This window comes from Diaphorobacter ruginosibacter (assembly GCF_040396215.1).
Taxonomy (GTDB): Bacteria; Pseudomonadota; Gammaproteobacteria; order Burkholderiales; family Burkholderiaceae_C; genus Diaphorobacter_A; species Diaphorobacter_A ruginosibacter_A.
This window is the reverse complement of record NZ_JBEBOW010000022.1, coordinates 14510-34074: the sequence shown is the minus strand read 5'-3', so window position 1 is coordinate 34074 and position 19565 is coordinate 14510. Positions and strand designations below refer to the sequence as shown.

At 67.6% G+C, this 19565-nt stretch carries 11 protein-coding genes and 1 pseudogene; 4 read left to right on the top strand and 8 right to left on the bottom strand.

The features are described from left to right. The 4 genes and pseudogenes from ABWP92_RS04850 to queF form a co-directional block, all read left to right on the top strand. Window positions 1-875 (top strand): annotated as a pseudogene (locus tag ABWP92_RS04850) (Rne/Rng family ribonuclease); the annotation flags it as partial. A 105-nt stretch (window positions 876-980) separates the two neighbouring features. Continuing rightward, window positions 981-1763 carry a peroxide stress protein YaaA gene (gene yaaA / locus ABWP92_RS04845; protein ID WP_353234228.1) on the top strand — a complete coding sequence of 261 codons (783 nt, stop codon included), beginning with the start codon at window positions 981-983 and terminating at the stop codon, window positions 1761-1763. A gap of 32 nt (window positions 1764-1795) precedes the next feature. Beyond that, window positions 1796-2683, top strand: a complete 888-nt coding sequence (locus ABWP92_RS04840; protein WP_353234227.1) for a 2OG-Fe(II) oxygenase — start codon at window positions 1796-1798, stop codon at window positions 2681-2683. A gap of 78 nt (window positions 2684-2761) precedes the next feature. After that, on the top strand, window positions 2762-3619 hold the full coding sequence (gene queF / locus ABWP92_RS04835; RefSeq protein ID WP_353234226.1) for an NADPH-dependent 7-cyano-7-deazaguanine reductase QueF: 858 nt from the start codon (window positions 2762-2764) through the stop codon (window positions 3617-3619). A gap of 273 nt (window positions 3620-3892) precedes the next feature. Here the strand turns inward: queF and dinB are convergent, their stop codons facing one another. The 8 genes from dinB to ABWP92_RS04795 all read right to left on the bottom strand — a co-directional run bounded on the left by dinB (window position 3893) and on the right by ABWP92_RS04795 (window position 19490). Beyond that, window positions 3893-5056 carry a DNA polymerase IV gene (gene dinB / locus ABWP92_RS04830; RefSeq protein ID WP_353234229.1) on the bottom strand — a complete coding sequence of 388 codons (1164 nt, stop codon included), beginning with the start codon at window positions 5054-5056 and terminating at the stop codon, window positions 3893-3895. A gap of 111 nt (window positions 5057-5167) precedes the next feature. Next, window positions 5168-6130 (bottom strand): EamA family transporter, encoded by a 963-nt coding sequence (locus ABWP92_RS04825; RefSeq protein WP_353234225.1) that lies wholly within the window; start codon window positions 6128-6130, stop codon window positions 5168-5170. Window positions 6131-6337: 207 nt separating this feature from the next. After that, complete coding sequence (locus ABWP92_RS04820; RefSeq protein WP_353234224.1) at window positions 6338-7516, bottom strand: alpha-hydroxy acid oxidase; 1179 nt, start codon at window positions 7514-7516, stop codon at window positions 6338-6340. A 160-nt stretch (window positions 7517-7676) separates the two neighbouring features. Beyond that, window positions 7677-8609 (bottom strand): DMT family transporter, encoded by a 933-nt coding sequence (locus ABWP92_RS04815; protein ID WP_353234223.1) that lies wholly within the window; start codon window positions 8607-8609, stop codon window positions 7677-7679. A 62-nt stretch (window positions 8610-8671) separates the two neighbouring features. Then, window positions 8672-10951, bottom strand: a complete 2280-nt coding sequence (gene pbpC / locus ABWP92_RS04810) for a penicillin-binding protein 1C (RefSeq protein ID WP_353234222.1) — start codon at window positions 10949-10951, stop codon at window positions 8672-8674. 480 nt (window positions 10952-11431) lie between these two features. Then, window positions 11432-12307: a methylglyoxal synthase gene (locus ABWP92_RS04805; protein WP_353234221.1), complete on the bottom strand. Its 876-nt coding sequence runs from the start codon at window positions 12305-12307 to the stop codon at window positions 11432-11434. A 71-nt stretch (window positions 12308-12378) separates the two neighbouring features. Continuing rightward, complete coding sequence (locus ABWP92_RS04800; protein WP_353234220.1) at window positions 12379-18372, bottom strand: alpha-2-macroglobulin family protein; 5994 nt, start codon at window positions 18370-18372, stop codon at window positions 12379-12381. Window positions 18373-18512: 140 nt separating this feature from the next. Next, window positions 18513-19490 carry a Bug family tripartite tricarboxylate transporter substrate binding protein gene (locus ABWP92_RS04795; RefSeq protein ID WP_353234219.1) on the bottom strand — a complete coding sequence of 326 codons (978 nt, stop codon included), beginning with the start codon at window positions 19488-19490 and terminating at the stop codon, window positions 18513-18515. Window positions 19491-19565 lie beyond the last annotated feature (75 nt).

Below are 19565 nucleotides of genomic sequence, written 5' to 3'. Positions count from 1 at the left end.
GCGGTGAGCGCGCCGAGCGCAGCCCCCGCACCATCGACGCCAATGCGGCGGCTCCTGCAGCGGAAACTCCGCTGCTGCTGCCCATGCCCGACATCGACCTGTCCCTGAGCGGCGCCGTCGATGGCAATGCACAGGCCGTGGAGCAGGATGGCCAGGCCCAGCCGGCGGCAGCCGCCGAAGGCGAACGCCGCGAACGCCGCTCCCGCGACCGTTATGGCCGTGACCGCCGTGGCCGCAATGGCGGCAACTCCGACGCGGCAGCGGACGCCAGCGGCGACGCACCTGCCGGCGAGGCAGCGCAAGCAGCCGCGTCGAGCGACGATGACGGCAACGCCCAGCCCGCCCGCCGCAGCTACTTCGCGCAGAGCGCGGCAGCCACCATCGCCGTGGCGCAGGAGCCCGCTCCCGTCGCATCCGAGCCGGGGCAGCAAGCTCCCGCCAGGGAGCAGTCGCCCGCCGAAGCCGCTCCGGCAGAGCCCAGCATCGTGATCGTCGCGCCGTCGGCCGAAGCCATCGTGGTTCCGGCAACGCAGGCCGCGCCCGTCGAGCAGGCATACCAGGCGCAACAGACGCCTCAGGCAGTGCAGGAAAGCCTGGAGCAGACCGGCATGCCGCGCATCGGTCGCTACGAGCTGCCGCTGCAATCGCTGCATGAGCTGGCATCCGCATCCGGCCTGCAATGGGTGAATTCCGACGCCGGCAAGATCGCCGCCGTTCAGGCGGCCATCGCCGCGGAGCCCAAGCCGGTACACGTGCCGCGCGAGCGCCCGCCAGCGGTCGTGCTCGACGAAGGCCCCCTGATCCTGGTGGAAACCCGCCGCGACCTGGGCAAGATGCAACTGCCGTTCGAAGCACTCCAGCAACAACAGCCATAAGCCAGGCCCGGCCCCCGAGCGCCCGGCGCTTCGGGGCCGCGCAAGGCGGCATGTTTTCAGCGGCCCGTTTGCGGGCCGTCTTCATTTGCGATAGAGAACCACCCCATGCTGTTTCTTCTTTCCCCCGCCAAATCACTGGACTACGACACACCGCTTCCGCCCGGGCTGCCGCATACGTTGCCGCAGTTCACGCCCGACTCCAAGGCACTCATCGAAGTGCTCAGGCAGAAGTCGCCTCAGGAAATCGCCTCGCTCATGAGCATCAGCGACACGCTCGCCGGCCTGAACGTGGCGCGCTATGCCGCATGGTCGCCCAGGTTCAGCCAGAAGAATTCTCGCCAGGCGGTCATGGCATTCAACGGCGACGTGTACGAAGGCCTGCAGGCGCACACACTCTCGACGGACGACCTGGCCTGGGCGCAGGACCACATTGCCATTCTGAGCGGCCTGTACGGCGTTCTGCGCCCGCTGGACTGGATGCAGCCCTACCGGCTCGAAATGGGCACGCGCCTGGAAACCAGCGCTGGCGGCACGCTCTACCGGTTCTGGGGCAAGCGGATCGCGGAGCATCTGAACCAGCGCCTGCAGTCCGACGCGACGCCCGTCATCGTCAACCTGGCATCTCAGGAATATTTCAAGTCGGTGGACCTCAAGACGCTCAAGGCCCGCGTGATCGAATGCGTGTTCGAGGACTACAAGGGCGGTAAGTACAAGATCATCAGTTTCTACGCCAAGCGGGCGCGGGGCCTGATGGCGCGCTATGCCATCGAAAACCGGCTCAGCACGCCACGCCAGCTGGAAGGTTTTCATCTGGAGGGCTATGCTTGGCATGCCGCATCGTCCACCCCGCAGCGGCTGGTATTCCGCCGCCACATCGCCGGCAACTGACGTCACCCAACAGCAGAAGGAGTTTTCACGCCATGCCTTCCAGCTCCAGCACACAGAACGGCAGCGCGGCCATGCAACAGGCCATCACGCCCGAGCTGCGCCAATGGATCATTGCGCAGGCTCAGGCTGGATTCTCCGCCTCCGCCTTGCTCAAGTCGATGACCGACTCCGGCTGGAATGAAGACGTCGCCGCCCATGCGCTCGAAGTCGTGCTGCGCCAGCACCTGGATGAGTCGGCGCGGCGCGATGGACTGCCGCAGGCAAGCGCCGTGCCCGGACCCGATCTGGAGCACTCGCCGCTGCTGGTCGACGTGGGCGGCAGGCAGGTCGAGGTGCTGATGCAGATGGCCGAACCGCGCATCGTGCTGTTCGCCAACCTGCTCTCGCGCGAGGAATGCGAAGCGCTGATCGAAGCCGCGAAGCCGCGCATGGCGCGCTCCAGGACCGTGCAGACGCTCACGGGCGGCGAGGAGATCAACGCCAGCCGCACGAGCGAAGGCATGTTCTTCCAGCGCGGCGAGATCGAGGTGGTGAAAACACTGGAGGCACGCATCGCCAGGCTGCTCAACTGGCCCGTGGAGAACGGCGAAGGCCTGCAGATCCTGCATTACGGCCCCGGGGCGGAATACAAGCCGCATTACGACTATTTCGACCCGGGCGAGCCCGGCACCGCCACCATCCTCAAGCGCGGCGGGCAGCGCGTGGGCACGCTGGTCATCTATCTGAACAATCCGGCCAAAGGCGGCGGGACGGTGTTTCCCGACGTTCATCTGGAGATCGGGCCCAGGCAAGGCAACGCCGTGTTCTTCAGCTACGAACGCGCCCACCCCCACACCAGGACACTGCACGGCGGATCGCCGGTGGTGGAAGGCGAGAAATGGATCGCCACCAAATGGCTGCGGCAAGGTGAGTTCATCTAGCCCCCGAACCACGATGGCCGGCCAGCCCGGCTTTCTTTATTTCAGATCCCGCCCGGACCGGGCGACTTGAAGACCGACATGCACTCCTCTGCCGATCATCCCGATCAATCGCCGCTGGGCAAGCCGTCCGCCTATGCGGATCATTACGACGCCACGCTGCTGTTCCCGATTCCGCGCGCGGCCAAGCGCGCCGAGATCGGCATCACGGGCGATGCGCCTTTCTTCGGCGCCGATCTGTGGACCGCCTACGAGGTTTCATGGCTCAACGCCAAGGGCAAGCCGCAAGTCGCGCTCGCGCACATCACCATTCCGTGCGAAAGCCCGAACATCGTCGAGAGCAAGTCATTCAAGCTCTATCTCAACAGCTTCAACAACAGCCGCTTCTGCAGCGCCGAGGAAGTGCGCGACGCCATTCGGGCCGACGTGAGCGAGGCCGTCTGGCGTGGCAGCGACTGTCCGCGCACCATCGGCCTGAAGCTGGTCCAGGCCGATGCCTTCGAGACCGAGCAGATGGGCGAGCTGAGCGGACTTCTGCTGGACAGGCTGGACATCGAATGCGACCGGTACACGCCCGACCCCACCCTGCTGGCGGCGGACCATGCGCAGGCGCCCGTCAGTGAAGAGCTGGTGAGCCATCTGCTCAAAAGCAATTGCCTGGTCACCGGCCAGCCCGACTGGGGCAGCGTGCAGATCAGCTACAGCGGCCCGCAGATCGACCAGGAAGGCCTGCTCAAATACATCGTGAGCTTTCGCAACCACAATGAATTCCACGAGCAATGCGTGGAACGCATCTTCATGGACATCTGGACGCGCTGCAAGCCCATCAAGCTGAGCGTCTATGCGCGCTATACACGGCGCGGCGGGCTCGACATCAACCCGCTGCGCACCAGCCATCCACAGGCCTTGCCCCGGAACCTGCGCAACGCCAGGCAGTGAATCTCAGAACGTGTTCACGATCTCCTCGCGCCGCGACAGCGGCTTTGCGGGATGGGATGCAAGGCGCAATACCGCAGCAATAGCCGTGCTATTGCGAGGATTTGCAACGCCGCAGACCGCCCGCAAAGCCACTGTCCCGCAGGGTTGGTGTGCAATCGGGCGATTTGCAGCGCGCTGGCCCTTGCTTGCACCCCGGTGCAAGCGGCGGACCATCGCTTCGAACTCATCCCGATTGCACTCCAACGCGGCTGCGTAGAGATCGTAAACACGTTCTCAGAACAGCGAAGCGCTCTGCGCTGCGCGCAGGCTGGCCGTCGCCTGTCCTGCCTCGTGCTGCGGCAGAAGATTTCCCACGCGCACGCCCAGGAGCCGCAGCCGCTTTTGCAGCGCAACGCGCTTGAGGCACAAGCTCGCATAGCGCCGTATGTCGGCCGCATCCTGGGTGTAGAAATCGATCGTCTGGTCGCGCGTGGCGATCCTGAAATCATCGAACCGCAGCTTGATGCCGATGGTGCGGCCCGCATAGCCCTTGCGCCGCAGGTCATCCGCCACCTGCACGCACAGTTCGGTGAAGATGCGGCCCAGTTCCTCGCGGTCATGCACCGCATGCAGATCACGGCCGAACGTGGTCTCCCGGCTCATGGAGACCGGTTCGCTCTCGGTCTCCACGGGGCGCTCGTCGCGCCCCCAGGCCGCGTCATGCAGCCATGCGCCGTAGGAGCGCCCGAAGTTCGCCATCAGCCAGTCGCGCGGCCTGGCGGCGAGCTCGCCGATGGTCTCGATCCCGTGCGACTTGAGCCTGGCGTCCGCCTTCGGCCCGACGCCGTTGATCTTGCGGCAGGCCAGCGGCCAGATCAGCGACTGCAGATCACCGGGATGCACGATGGAAATACCATTGGGCTTGTTGAACTCGCTGGCCATCTTGGCGATCAGCTTGTTGGGCGCCACGCCGATCGAGCAGGTCAGCCCCGTGGCCTCGAAGATCGTCTTCTGCAGCAGCCTCGCGAGCACGCGCCCGCCCTCGCGCTGGCCGCCCGGCACGTCGGTAAAGTCGATATAGACCTCGTCCACGCCGCGATCTTCCATGCACGGAGCGATGGACAGGATGATGTCCTTGAACTTGCGCGAGAAGCGCCGGTATTCCGCGAAGTCCACCGGCAGCATGATGGCCTGCGGGCACAGCCGCGCCGCTTTCATCATGCCCATGGCGGACCCCACGCCGAATGCCCTCGCGGGATAGGTGGCGGTGGTGATCACGCCACGCCCCACATAATCCTTGAGCAGAGGAAATTCCGCCACGGGAATGTCGGCCAGCCGGCCCTCATATCGGGCGATGAGCGCGTCGTCCGCGCTGCGCCTGCCGCCGCCGATGACCACCGCCAGCCCCTTCAGTTGCGGATAGCGCAGCAACTCCACGGACGCGTAGAACGCGTCCATGTCGAGATGGGCGATGCGGCGGGTGGGCGATGGCGTGCTGCTGGGTGAATCCACAGCCGCTATTGTTGCTCCATTGCCGCCGCCGTGCCGCGAACCCTGGTCCGGCCCGGGCTATCGGCCGCCCAGCGAGCAGATCAACACCAGTCCGGCAAGCATCAGGCTGATGCCGAATTTTTCGGCACGCGAAAACGATTCGCTGAAGACCTTGCGCGACACCGCGTAGCTGAAGACCACCTCGACCATGCCAAGCGTCCTGACCGACGCCGCGCTCTGCATGGCATAGGCGGTGAACCAGGCAAGCGATGCGGCCGCGCCCATGGAGCCGGCGATCATGGAGATCTTCCATGCGCGGAAAATCGGCGCCAGCCCACGCTCCGTCCTGAACTGCACCCACGCCCCGAGCCCCAGCGTCTGCATGATCTGCGCCACCAGCACGCCCCAGGCGCCGGAGAGCCACGGCGTCTGCGCGCCCAGCTCGACCGCGGCGCCCCGATAGCCGATCGTGGCGAGCGCGAAACAGGCGCCGCATATCAGGCCGTGCATGGCCGACTTGCTGAACCACGCCGACGCCGAAAGCATCTGTCCACGCGGCGGCAGCGACAGCATCAGCACGCCCGCCGTGGCCAGCACCATCGAAAACAGGGCCCATGCCGTTGGCAGCTCATGCAGGAACACCGCGCCGAACAACGCCACCTGCAGCACCTCGGTCTTGGACAGGGTCACCGCCACGGCGAAATTGCGCTCCTTCATGGCCAGCAGCAGCGCGGCGGTGGCCGCCACCTGGAAGAACGCACCCAGGGCGATCCAGCCAAAATAGGCCGCGCTCATGTGAGGAACGGCCGGAGTGTCCGACGGAACCGCGTAGAGCAATACCAGCCAGGCCAGGGCAAACGGCAGCCCGTACAGGAACCGCACCAGTGTCGCCGGGAGCGTCCCCAGGTCCTTGGTGAGCGAGCGCTGCGCCGAATTGCGCACCGTCTGCGCCAGCGCCGCGAACATCACCACGGGAACCCACAGCCAGGAATAGTCGATCAGGGTGGAGGTGGCTTGCTGAGCTGCGAAGACGGTGGACATGGAAAGGATTCAGGGAACATGGGGGCACGGCTGCATGATGAGCCGCCGTGGAGCCGCCGTGCCGCGAAGTGGCACAAGCATAGCCTCGCCGCACACGCCGCGCCCCCGCCCGATGGCGACGCCTGCCGCGCCAGCGGACGATGACAAGAAAAAACGGCCTTCGGAATATCCCGAAGGCCGTATCGTCCGTTGCCGCCGCTACACGCGTCAGGGCGCCTGCCGCGCTGGCACCGGATAAGTACCCGGCAGGAGAATGGATGTATCGACATCCTGGATATTGGTGTGCCCGCAGAAGGCCATCGTCACATCGAGTTCCTTGTGCAGGATCTGCAGCGCCTTGGTCACGCCAGCCTCGCCGAATGCGCCAAGGCCATACACCATGGCGCGGCCGATCATCGTGCCGCGCGCGCCCAGCGCCCAGGCCTTGAGCACATCCTGGCCGCCGCGTATACCGCTGTCCATCCACACTTCGATCTGCTGGCCCACGGCCTCGGCGATGGCGGGCAGCGCGTGGATCGCCGAAGGCGCGCCGTCGAGCTGGCGGCCGCCATGGTTGCTGACCACGATGGCATCGGCGCCGCTTTGCACGGCGAGCCGGGCGTCCTCCACATCCATGATGCCCTTGAGAATCAGCTTGCCCTGCCACTGCTGGCGCACCCACGCCACGTCCGCCCACGACAGGCGCGGGTCGAACTGTTCGTTGGTCCACGCGGCCAGCGAGCTCATGTCGCTCACCCCCTTCACATGCCCCACGAGATTGCGGAAGGTGCGGCGCCTGGTGCCCGCCATGCCCAGGCACCAGCGCGGCTTGGTCATCAGGTTGATGATGTTGGCGATCGTGGGCTTGGGCGGCGCGGTGAGGCCGTTCTTGATGTCCTTGTGGCGCTGGCCGATCACCTGCAGATCAAGCGTGAGCACGAGCGCGCTGCACTTGGCGTCGCGCGCGCGGGCGATCATGCGCGCCATGGACTCGCGGTCGCGCATCATGTAGAGCTGAAACCAGAACGGCGCGCTGGTGTTCTCGGCGATATCCTCGATCGAGCAGATGCTCATCGTGGAGAGCGTGAACGGAATGCCGAACTTCTGCGCCGCGCGCGCGGCATGGATCTCGCCGTCGGCGTGCTGCATGCCGGTCAGGCCGACGGGCGCGATCGCCACCGGCATGCTGGCCTGCTGGCCCGCCATCACCGTCGCCGTGGTACGGCCTTCCATGTTCACCGCCACACGCTGGCGCAGCTTGATCGGCTGGAAATCCGACGTGTTCTCGCGGTAGGTGGTTTCGGTCCACGAACCGGAGTCCGCATAGTCGTAGAACATGCGCGGCACGCGCTGCTCCGCGACAACGCGCAGGTCTTCGATGCAGGTCATTTTGGAGAGTTCAGGCATGGCAGTATTCCCGGTGCTCCGCCGCGCGAGGCCGATACTCGCTTCCCGGCAGGGATGAGACGGCGCGCAGAGATGCAAGTTGCGAAATTCAGAATCCGGCAATGGTAGCCGGATGCGCGCCGCAGCGGTTTGAAGCCTTTGCAGGCGGTTTGAATTTTTTTCAGCGACGCGCCAGCGCCACACCGGCCATGGCGACAGCGAATCCCAGGATCTGCAGCGGCACCATGGTTTCCCCGAAGATGAACCAGCCCTGGAGCGCGGACAGCGGCGGAACAGCCAGCAGCAATGCCGTGGTGCGCGTGGCCTCGCCCCGGCGCATCATCCAGATGAGCAGCGACGTGCCCGCCACGGACAGCACGAGCACGGCATAGGCCAGATAGCCCCAGAGCAGCGGCGAGCCATCCCAGCGCGGCTGCCCGAAAACAAAGGCCATCCCGACCAGCACCACGGCGGCGCCCAGATTCTGGATCGCGCCCGCGCTGCGCAGGTCGCCCGTGGCCCAGGGTGATTTCTGCACCATGGACCCGATGGTCAGCGACAGGATGCTGGCTGCCGCCAGCATCACCACAGGCAGCGACAGCGCCGATGAATCCGTTGCGGCCAGGCGCGGCCAGAGCACCAGCGCCACGCCGCCAAAGCCCAGGGCAAGCCCGGCCCAGGTCGCGCCCGTCAGGCGCTTGCGCTGCACGGACACCGCGATCAGCGCGGTGAACAGCGGCTGCAGCGCTCCGATCAGCGCCATGATGCCCGCAGGCAAGTCCCGGGACATCGCCCACCAGCTCGGCCCCAGGTAGAAACCGCTCATCAACGCACCCGCGAGAAGATGCATGCCCACGTGACGGACGCCCCGGGGCCATGCCACGCGCGCCCCGATCGCGGCGCAGGCCAGCACGGCGCAGACGCATGTGAACCGAAGCGCCAGGAACCAGAATGGATCGGCATACGCCGCCACGCCCCGCCCCACCAGAAAGCCGGACGACCAGATGAGAACGAACAAAAGCGGAGCCAGAATGTGCGGCACTGGATTGGCGAAGTTGCGGGATGGACAAAGCCCCGGGCGGCCCGGGCGGATGCGCCCATCCCCCTCTGGCATGCGGATGGCTGCATGGTACAAGTTCCGCGCGGCACGCGCTGGCGCGCCCGATTTCCGCCGTGTCAGCGCGCGGAACGGACTCCCGCGCCGCGCACCTCCAGCTCCGTGCTGTCGAGCTCCAGCCCCCGGGCGTCCACCAGCCGCACCTTGTAGCGCCCCGGCCATGGCAGCCACGCCCAATGCGCGCCCCGGCCCATTTCCTTGCCGTTGAAGATCCAGCGCACACCATCGGGCGCATCGGCGGCGATGAACCGCACCCTCTGCCGGTCGGGCGGAATATCGGGGTCCAGCGCGACGATGGTGCCCGCCACGGGCGAAAGAATGCGCGCGGGAAGACTGGCGCCGAACCCGGTTTCACGCCCGGCACGCTGCCCCGCGCGTGCGCCCGGCCGGTGCTCGCGCGCGGCGGCGGATTCCACATGGTCGATGGCGAAGAGCGGCTGCTCCGTGCCGCGCAGAAACCATTCGTCGCGCGGGCTCTCCAGCCAGCCGCCGGCGATGTCCTGCGCGCCAAAGCGCACCTTGGCCTTCACCACGTCCACGGGCGCAACCGGCAGGCGATTGCGCTGGTTGCGATGCAGCCATCCCATCAGTTCGGCCCAGATCGGCGCCGCGCCGCTGGTGCCGCTCACATCGTGCATCGGCGCGCCGCTGGCATTGCCCACCCACACGCCTACCGTGTAGCGCTGCGACCAGCCCAGCGCCCAGTTGTCGCGCATGTCCTTGCTGGTGCCGGTTTTCACCGCGCTCCAGAAGCGGGTATTGAGCACGCTGTCCGCGCCGAACGTGCGCACGCGGGCGTTGGCATCCGAGAGCATGTCGCCCACGATGAAGGCCGCGCCCGCACTGATCGCCTGCCGGCCCGCGCCAGCGCTCTTCGCGGCGGATGCCTGCTGCAGCAGCACATCGCTGAAACGCCCGCCGTTGGCAAGCGTGCGGTATCCATTGGCCAGATACAGCAGGGGCACTTCCGCGCTGCCCAGCGCCAGGCTGAAGCCATAGTAGCCGCCCGACTCGCGCAGCGGCAGGCCCAAGGCGCGCAGCTGCTCATGGAAACTGTCGGTGCCCACCATCACCAGGGTGCGCACCGCAGGCACGTTGAGCGACGCGGCCAGCGCGGTGCGCGCCGAAACCCAGCCCTTGAAGCTGCGGTCGTAGTTCTGCGGAATGTAGAGTCCGGATGCGGTGGGGATGTAGGCGGGCGAGTCCTCGATCAGCGAGGCCGCCGTCAGCCGCCGCTCGGCGATCGCCTGCGCATAAAGGAAGGGCTTGAGCGTGGATCCCGGCTGCCGCCATGCGAGCACGCCATCCACCTCCGAGGCCTGGCTCAGCAGCCCCGAGGAACCCACCCACGCGAGCACCTCGCCCGTGGCGTTGTCCAGCACGATGATCGCGCCGTCCTCCACGTTGCGCCCGCTCAGCTCGCGCAGATGGCGATGCAGCGTCTGCACCGCCAGCCGCTGCAGCGGCGCACTGATGCTCGAGCGCACCCGCGCTTCGCCCACGCCCGGGCCCTGCTGCTTCTTCCTCTGCGCCAGAAGCTGGCGCGCGAAGTGCGGCGCGATGCCTTCGCTCGGATCGAAGGCCTTGCGCTGCAATGCGCCCGAGGTGAACATGTCGAGCGCATCGCAATTCGTGGACTGCGGCTTGCGCATTTCCTTGAGCACGCCGCACGCACGCCGAGCCACCACCGCGGGCTTCGCATTGGGCGCGCGCACCAATGCAGCGGCCACCGCCGCCTCGCGTTCATCGAGTCCGTGCGCAGCCTTGTCGAACAGTGTGCGCGACAGCGCGTCGATGCCCACCAGCTCGCCACGAAAGGGCACCAGATTCAGGTATGCCTCCAGGATCTGGTCCTTGCGCCAGCGCCTGTCCAGCACCTGCGCCGCCACCGACTGGCCCACCTTCTGTACCACGCTGCGGCCGCCGCTGCCCTGGCGCCAGTCGCCGTCGAGCAGCCCCGCGAGCTGCATGGTGATGGTGCTCGCTCCGCGCGTGCGCTGGTTCCACAGATTTCCCCAGGCTGCGGCAGAGGCCGCGCGCCAGTCCACTCCGCCGTGCTCATAGAACCGCTTGTCCTCGCTGAGCACCAGCGCCGTGCGCAATGCCGGGGACACGTCGGCCAGCGCGATCCACTGCCCTCGCCGCACGGTGGCATCGGTGCGCAGACGCTGGATGGTCTCGCCCTCGCGCGAGAGCACCAGGGTCTCCGACGAGCGGAAATCCTGGCGCACTTCCTCATAGCTCGGCAGCGCCCGCGCCGGGGCCGCGCCGCACAGGATGCCTGCGGCAAGCGCCGCCGCCCGGAAGGCGGTAAGGCGAAAGACGAGCCGGTGGTGCATGGTGCGAAAGAGGGTGCGAGAGGATACGAATGCCGCGGCGATCCATTCATGCGCGCGGACGCGAAAGCGCGCTGGCTGCGGATGGCTTGGCGGAGAGTGGATTATCCGGCATGGCCGCCGTCCGGGCCATGATCGAGGGCCGTGGGCCGTCCCCCGGCTGCTGAAGGCGCCGGATATGCCAGGGCCGGAATGGCCCGCATATTCGGTAAGCCGCGCGGATCAGCGGGAGCTTCAGATACCCATGGCAGGCATGCCGTATCGAAACACCGGCGCTGCGTCACCCCAGGCGGCCGGCTTGCCCGAATCGCTTGCCGCGGCGCGGCCACGGCGCTCGGCTCAATGCACGGAGCGCGGGCCTTGGCGCGGCGGATTCGGGCAGGCACCCGCATTGCGGTGTTTGCGCTGCTTTGCTTCAGCGCCTTCAATGTACCGCTCCCACATGACGGCCGCGTGACAGCGGGCCTGCCCATTTGTTTTCAACTATTCCTGCCGCGCTCTCAGCACCGCCGCATCGCACCAGCGCTGCGCGATGTGCGGAGCCGTGGTGCAGACCGTTTCATGGGTGACCGTGGTCACCGCGCGCTCCAGCAGCTGGATGTCCGCCTCGTGCTGGCGCGCCACATGCGGATCCTCGAAGAAAATCGCACGCTGGCAGCGCCGGTCCAGCACCAGATCCGCGATCTGCGCATCGCCGCCGAGCGGGCCGCTGTTGTAGCGGTCCACCCAGGGCCGGCCCGCCGGCCAGCCCTTGCTCCATGCAAGCTCGTTCAGGCGCTGGCCGGTCGTTCCCGTGCCCACGCGCCTGGAAAAACACGAGAGCAGGTCGAAGTTGCGCGCGGCGAACTCCAGCATCGTCGGCTTGAGCGCGTCGTGCGCGATCAGGGCCACGGTCTGCTTTTCGAACTCATGGAAACGGTCCGCCTGCGGATTGCGCGGCAGGCCCGCATGGATGCGCTCCATCTCCAGCCAGTCGCGCGCGCTCGCCACGGTGGACAGGAACGGCTTGGAGTGAATCAGGCACTGCCGCTTGAGCGCCAGCGCTTCCGGAAAGATCGACGATGGGTCCACCGGGTCGATCAGATAGATCGCCCCATCGAGCGTGCGTCCTTCTTCCGGCATGCCGACCACGTCGGCCACCAGCTTCATCAGCCCCCCGCGGCTGCCGCGCGGATAGCGCTTGAGCGGCGCGTAGCGCTCCAGCATGCCCAGGCGCGTGATCGCATCGTAGGTGCGCCCCACCGCGTGAAAGCCGATATTCAGCTCGCGTATGCCAGCTTCCGCGTGGCGCAGGAATTCAAGCAGCGCACCCTCGATCGACTCGTGGTGCAAACGGTTGGCGGCAAGACCCATCAGCATGGCGGGATTTCCTGGAGATATCTTGAGGATTGGAAAGTGCGCTATTGGAACCTGAAAATGAACCCGGGAGCCTATCGGCCCACCACCTTCACACCAGCGTTGGGCGACTCGCCGAACATCTCGGGCGCATAAAGCGCCTCCACCCGGCTGGGCGGCAGCGAGAACTCTCCCGCGTTGTTCAGCCTCACCGTGTACTCCATGCTGATCGAGCCCTTGGGGATGAACTGGTAGTAGCTGCGGAACGATTCGAAGCTGCGCTCCTCGAAGGCCGGCCAGGACGCGCCTTCGCGTTTCTCGCCCTGGGTGGCGATCTCCGAATCGCGCCCCAGGCCGCTTCCCAGGATCGTCGCGCCGGCGGGCACGGGATCGGTGACCGCGACCCAGGTCATATCGGCGCTGGCGTTCACCTCCAGCTTCACCCGCAGCACGTCGCCGCGGGAGTAGGTGTTGGCGGGCAGCGTCCTGTCGGCCTGCTCGATCGGCGTGACGGTCTTTTTGATCGAGTAGCCCGCCGCGAACGGCTCCTTCAGGCGAACCGCCGCGATCGACTGCACCGTGAGCCACGGCTTGCCCGTGCCGACCTGCACGACGTTCAGGCTCGCGGGCTCGGCGGGCCAGGGCAGGAACATCATGTTGTTCTTCAAATGGCCCGCGGCCGCGGGCGCGCCAAACCAGACACCCTGGCCCGGCGCGCCGCCAGCATCGCCGGTCTTCACGCGCTCGACCTTGCTCCAGTCCACCAGCGCGCTGCCGGCGCCCAGGCTGGCCTTGGTGAAACCGGCCACCGGCGTGGCCTCGTGCGCCGCGCTGAATTTCTCGAGCGCGAGGCCGCCCCAGAAGTTGGCCGACGTGGTGTGCCACGCGCCGTTCTGCTGGCGTGCGATGAAGCCGCTGGCGATGCGGCCAATGTCGTCCTTCCATGCCGCATCGTCCATCACGGCAATCAACAGCCGCGCCATGTTCACGTCGCCGTTCTGCATCAGCCACCACCAGTAGTCGTCGCGCTCGGTGCTGAAGATCACCCTCGTTCCCTGGAACGACAGGCGCGCGCGCAGAATCTGCGAGGCCTCGGCGATTTTCCGTTCGCGCTCGGGAACGTCCTTCATGCGCTTGAGCACCAGGAACCAATCGATCACCGCATGGGTGGGCCACTGGTTGGGCGTGACCTGGATGCTGGTGAGCATGCGCGGCGTGGCCTTGCCGTAGCGCGAGAGCGCCTCGACGGCGGCGAGCTTGCGCACGTCCAGGTCCTTGCGCGGGCTCCAGAAGCTGCGCTGGATGCGGCCTTCCACAAACGCCGTCAGCCCTGCGGTCATCGATGACAGAGCCTCCTGCGGCAGCGCGAATTCGGGATGCAGCCCGGACGCCTCGTCCGCTGCGGCCAGCAGATACGCCGTGAGCACGTCGCTGCCCATGCTGGAGTCTCCCGCGCGCGGAGGGAAGTACATCGCAAGGCCGTCGCCGTCCAGATAGGTGGGCAGTTGCGACATCACCGCCTGCCACATCGCGCCGTCGCGCAGGCCCACGGCCTTGCTGGCCTGCTGCTCCAGGCACACGAAGGGATAGTTGATCCACCAGTCGCGCACTGCCGGCAGCCCTTCGGCAAGCCGGGGCTGCAGCGCGAGCTTGATGCCGCCGCGTCCCGCGATGGCATCCGCGGGCGGCTCGACGCTCATGTGCGCCTCGCCGTCCACCTGCATCAGAGCGCCCTGCTGCACGGCCAGCGGGATGGCGGGAATCAGGCGCTGCGACACTTTGAGCGCATCACGCGCGCCGGTATTCAGGTCGCGCGCCTCGATCTCCCACAGCAGCGCCTGCGCCCGCGTTTGCGCCAGTTGCGCCGGGGCGGTCACGTCCCAGGCCAGCTCGCGCGATTCGCCTGCGGGAATGTCCACCGCCTGCTTCTCCAGCGCGAGCAATGTGGCGCGCGGCGCCACCTCCACCTTCATCGCCTGCTTGGTGGTGTTGCGCAAGGTGATCTGCGCGCGGAACCGGTCCTCCTCGCGCACCAGGGGCGGCAGGCCGCTGATGATCTGCAGGTCCTGCGTGGCACGGATGCTGGCGCCGCCGGCGCCGAACATGCCGGCGCCCGAATCGGCGACCGCCACGATCCTGAACGTGGTCAGCGCATCGTTGAGCGGCACCTCCACCTGTGCCTGGCCTTTTCCGTCCAGCCTGATCGACGGCTTCCACAACAGCAGCGTGTCCAGCAGCTCGCGCGCCTGCAGGTTGCCGCCACCGCCGCCCGCCGGCACCGCCTTCTTGCCGTAGTGCCTGCGACCGATGATTTCCATCTGCGCGGTGGACGTCTCCACGCCCCACGCGCGGCGCTGCAGCATGGCCTCCAGCAGGTTCCAGCTGGTGTTGGGCTTGAGCTCCAGCAGCGCCTGATCGACGGCGGCCAGCGCCACCTCCGCGCCCGCGGCGGGTTTGCCGTCAGGCAGCGTGCCCTGGATGGTGACCCGGGCCTTGCCGCGCACCGGGTAGCTTTCCTTGTCCGGCGTGACCTTCACATCGATCTGATGGCCTCTGGCCCCCACGCGCAACTCGGCCATGCCGAAACGGTATGCGGGCTTGGAGAGATCCACCATCGCGGTCGGCGCGACGTATTCCTTGCCCTCGTACCAGAACGCCGTCCACCACTCGCGCGGCGACCGGAAGCCCCAGGTGAAGAAGCTGTACCAGGGCACTTCGCGCAGGCGGCCGCGCAGCACGAACACGCTCACGTACACGTTGGGACCCCAGTGGTCCTGTATCTTCAGGTGGACCGTCGGGTCCTGCCCGTTCAGTTGCACCACTTCGGAGCTCAGAATGCCTTCCCGCTCCACCGTCACCAGGGCGGTCGCGAAGCGGAACGGCATGCGCACCTGCAGTTGCGCGGTCTCGCCCGGCTGGTAGCTCTTCTTCTCGGGCAGCACGTCGATGCGGTCATGGTCCTCGCCGCCGAACCACAGCTCGCCCTGGCGCGTCACCCAGACCGTCGAGGCGGCCAGCGACTCGTTGCCCTCCTTGTCGCGGGCCTTGGCGATCAGCTCGATTTCACCCGGCTCCGCAATCCGCGCTTCGCACAGCAGCAGCCCCCGGTTGTCGGTCCTGCCGGTGCACACCGTTCCCAGGTCCTTGGTCTCGGTCTTGTTGTCGTAGCTGTAGAAACCGCCCACCATGCGCTTGCGGCTGGTGGTGGTGATGCGCGCAACCGCCTGCACGTCGATCGGCACGCCTGCCTGAGCCTTGCCGTCAAGCGACAGCGCCAGCGCCTGAAAGCGCATCTTGCTCGCCGCTGAAACCCAGCCCTCGGTCTTGATTGCGGCGATCACCGCGGCGGGCCACAGCGGCTGGGAGCTGCGCAGCGTCTGGACTTCGCCGTTCGGGTCCGAGTAGGTCGCCTCCAGCACCATCTGCTGCGGATGGCGCGACTGCGGCACCTTGTCGATGGTGACGCGGCCCGCGCCGTGGGCGTCCAGCATCACCGGCAGCTTGTCGGCGATGATGCGGCTGTCCTGCGAGGCCGCGGCTTCCTCGTCGTCGCCATGATCGCCCGAAGCGGCCTCGCGCCCGCGCGGCGGCCGGAAGCTGAACGCATCGAAGTCATCGAACTGCAGCGCCTTGCTTCTCACCATGGCCGACACGCGCACCGGCAGGCGCGCGGCCGGGCCGCCCGAGACGTAGTTGACCCGCACGTCCACCGGCACCGAGCGCACGCGCACCAGCGGGCCTTTCCCGGCGGCAGGGGCAACGCGCCCCTCGAACACCGGCAGGCGGAATTCCTCGACGCGGAAGCTGCCCGACTCCAGCTCCCGTTCCTGCCCGTCACCGGAACGCATGGACACGCTGTACTCGCCCAGCCTGGCCGCTGGCGGAATGTGGAAAGTGCTCTCTGCGCTCAGTCCGCCCGTACCGGTCCCGCGCCACGCGAGATCCTGGGTGAACTGCTGGCCGCTGCCCACGTGCGTGATCACCAGAACGTGGGGCTGCGCGTCCGGCAGGCCCAGCCCCTTCATGGTCTGGGTGCGCAGATAGTGCTTCATCGACACCGTTTCGCCGGCGCGCAGCAGCGTGCGGTCGAAGACGGTGTGCGCAACCTCGTCCGGCTGCGCCTGCTGGCTGGTCGGCACGTTGAAGCGCCAGGGCTCGATGCCGCGCTGCCAGTCGCTCCACGTGAACGCCATGTCCTGCACGCCGTCGGCGCCCTTGGCGCGCGCGCTGACGAAATAGGCGCGGGACCAGCTACCGCCGTCGCGGCACTCCATCGGCTCGGCGGAGAGCTGCTCGAACACGGCGATGCCCTTGTCATCGGTCGTGGCATGCGCCGCTTCGCTGCCGTCGCAACGGGACACCCTGACCTGCGCGCCCGCGACCACCTGCCCCTTGTCGAGCGTGGTCACCCAGGCTTCGGAATTCTCGCGCCCGAGCTTGAAGTGCACCGCCAGATTGGTCACCAGCGCGGAGGTGCGCACATACATGGTGCGCTGCGGGCCCAGCGCCTCGCCCAGCAATGACCGGCCCAGCATGGGCGAGGCGATCTCCACCACGTGAAAGCCCGGCGGCAGCGGAATGCCCACCACCTCGAACGGACGCGGGTCGCCCGAGGATCTGGGCACGTCCAGCGTCCGCACGCCGCTGCGCCCCTCGAGCAACGAGACCGTGCGCGTCTGGATCGGCTCCTCGCCTTCCTCCTGCGGGCGCAGCCGGGGCGGCAGGGCGCCCTTGACGTCGGCCCGCGCCTCGTCGCGGCTCACCGACCAGCCGTCGTAGCGCGACACCATGCGGTACCAGCGGATGATCTCCGCGTCGCCGCCCGCCTTGATGGTGCTGACCTTGGCCGGCTGCTCCTGCGCGAGGCGGGCGGCGGCGGACGCATCCAGCCCGCTGACCGCCAGCGCCTGCTCGACGTTGCGCAGCGTGACAGGCAGCAGCGCCGGGCCCTCAGGCCCCTCGGCGAAACGCTCGACAACGCCGAATGGCGACGCCGAGAACTTGGCCAGCGGCGGCATTTGCCCCGCCGCCACGGCCAGCGGAAAGCTGCCGGCATTGCTCAATACGCGGCCCGAGGCATCCTTGAAATCCCTGGGCAGCTCGACCGTGTAGCGGCCGCCCGCCGTGAACGGCGGCGCGAACGTGACGCTGCTGACGACGGAATCCGCATCGGCCGCCTCGCTGCCCATGTCGGGCTTAAGCGAGCCCGCCGGTGACTTCAGGCGGATGCCCTCCGCGCTCTTGCGCAGGACCGGCGCATTGAACACGATCGACATCGCGCGGATCGGCAGGCAACCCGATTGCGCGTTCTCGCGCTCGCAGGTGAACTCCGCCGCGAACGGCTCGCGCACCCGGTATGAAAAACGTTTCTCCTGCGAATTGGCGACGCCGCCCGGGGTGGCCACGCCCTTGCCGAACACGAGCTGCATGGTGGTGCCCGACGAAAGGTGCCGGTTGCAGGCCAGCGTGACCACGGACAGCGGCTCGCGCTCGGCCTGGCGCGCCAGGCCCCGCGCCTTGAGCAACGCCTCGCGCTGACTGCCCTCTATGAGCCTGACCGGAATGCGCTCGCCCACGTCGCCCGCCACGCACCAGACGTTGTTGCGCACGCTGTCGAGCGACGCGGCGCCGTTGAGCGACAAGGCAAAGAATTGCTCCTCGTCGATCGCAGCATAGGTGCCGGGCTGCACGTGGCGCACGAAAGGGCCGCCCGTGCTGAACTGAAAGCTTTTCTGCCCCGCGATCTCCGCGTCGCCCGGCGATCTGAACGACGGCACCACCTTCGCCGTGCAGCGCACGCCCGGCGGCAAATCGCCCGAGAAATCGAACACCCATTCACGATCGCCGGTCCAGCGGCCCGTACCCTTGCCCGCCTGCGCATCGTCGCAGGACACGGTGAGCGGAGCGGCGGCCTTGGGATCGCCAAAGCGCACGGCGGCGCCGTCGAACCTGGCGACGACCTGCCGCACACGCGCCACTTCCCCCTGGGGAGAAAGGCTGGAGATGCTCAATGCCTGCGCCGCTCCCGCAGCCGCGAGCAGCATCAAGGCCACGAGAACGCCGTACGGGCGAAGTGTGATTTTTTCCATGGAGTTTTCTCTGTATGCCTGTGAGCGCACATGAACGGGCTCCGGACCTGCGCGTGCGCCGCGCCGCGGCCCGCGCCCTTGCGTCTTGCAATGTAGCCGATCATTCGCGCCGCATGCGCCGGGGCATGCCGCGGTCCGGCTCATTGCGGCACGAAGCCGCTGTCCTTGATGATTCGCTTCCAGGCGGCGGAGTAGGCCCGCTCGCGCGAGTGCAGTTGCGCCGGGGTCATGAACTCCACGTCCAGCCCCACGCCCGCCAGTTGCGCGCGCACGTCCGGCATGGCCACCACCTGGGCGAGCGCTTTCGAAAACCGCGAGAGGAACGCGCCGGGCGTGCCCCTGGGCGCATAGATGCCGTAGTACGGCGTGTCCTCGAAGCCCTTGAGCCCCAGCTCGCCGAAGGTGGGCGCGTCGGGCAGCAGGGACTGGCGCCTGCCGCCCAGCACCGCCAGCACGCGCAGCTTGCCCGCCTTGTGGTTCTCCAGGAAATCCTGCACGGAGCCGATACCCGCGGGTATCTGATTGCCCAGCATGTCCGCGATCATCGGCGCGCTGCCGCGATAGGGAGCGGCCAGCAGATCCAGTTCGAACCGCCGGGCGATCGACTGCACCAGGAACTCCGGCGTGGAGGCCGGCGCCGGAATGCCCACCGCGCTCCTGCCATGGCCCTGGCGCTCGACCCATTGCACATACTCCGCGAAGGTCCGCGCCGGAGCAGCCGCCGAGACCGCGAAACAGTTCACGAACGTGGCAAAGCCTCCCGCGGGAACAAAGTCGCGATCGGGGTCGAAACCCGGTTTCGCCACGACCTGCGGCAGGATGGAGATCGTGTGATCATGCGTGAGGAACAGCGTGCGGCCATCGGCGGGCGCGCTCTTGAGCACCTGCGCCGCGATCTGCCCGCCCGCGCCGGGACGGTTGTCCACGATCACCGGCTCCCCCAGTGGATCCTGGAGCTTCTCGGCCAGCAGCCGCGCAATGGCGTCGGTGCCGCCTCCCGGCGGAAAACCCACGAGCAGCCGGATACCGCGCCCCGATTGCGCGAAGCCCAGGGGAGCGCCGGCCAGGGCCGGCAGGGCCAGAGACAGCTTCAGCAACCGGCGGCGCGGCACGTTCATGGGCAAGGTTTCCGATCAGGAAGGAAGAATGAAAGCGTCGGCGGTCTTCCACGGGAGGCCCCGGGCAAGTTCACC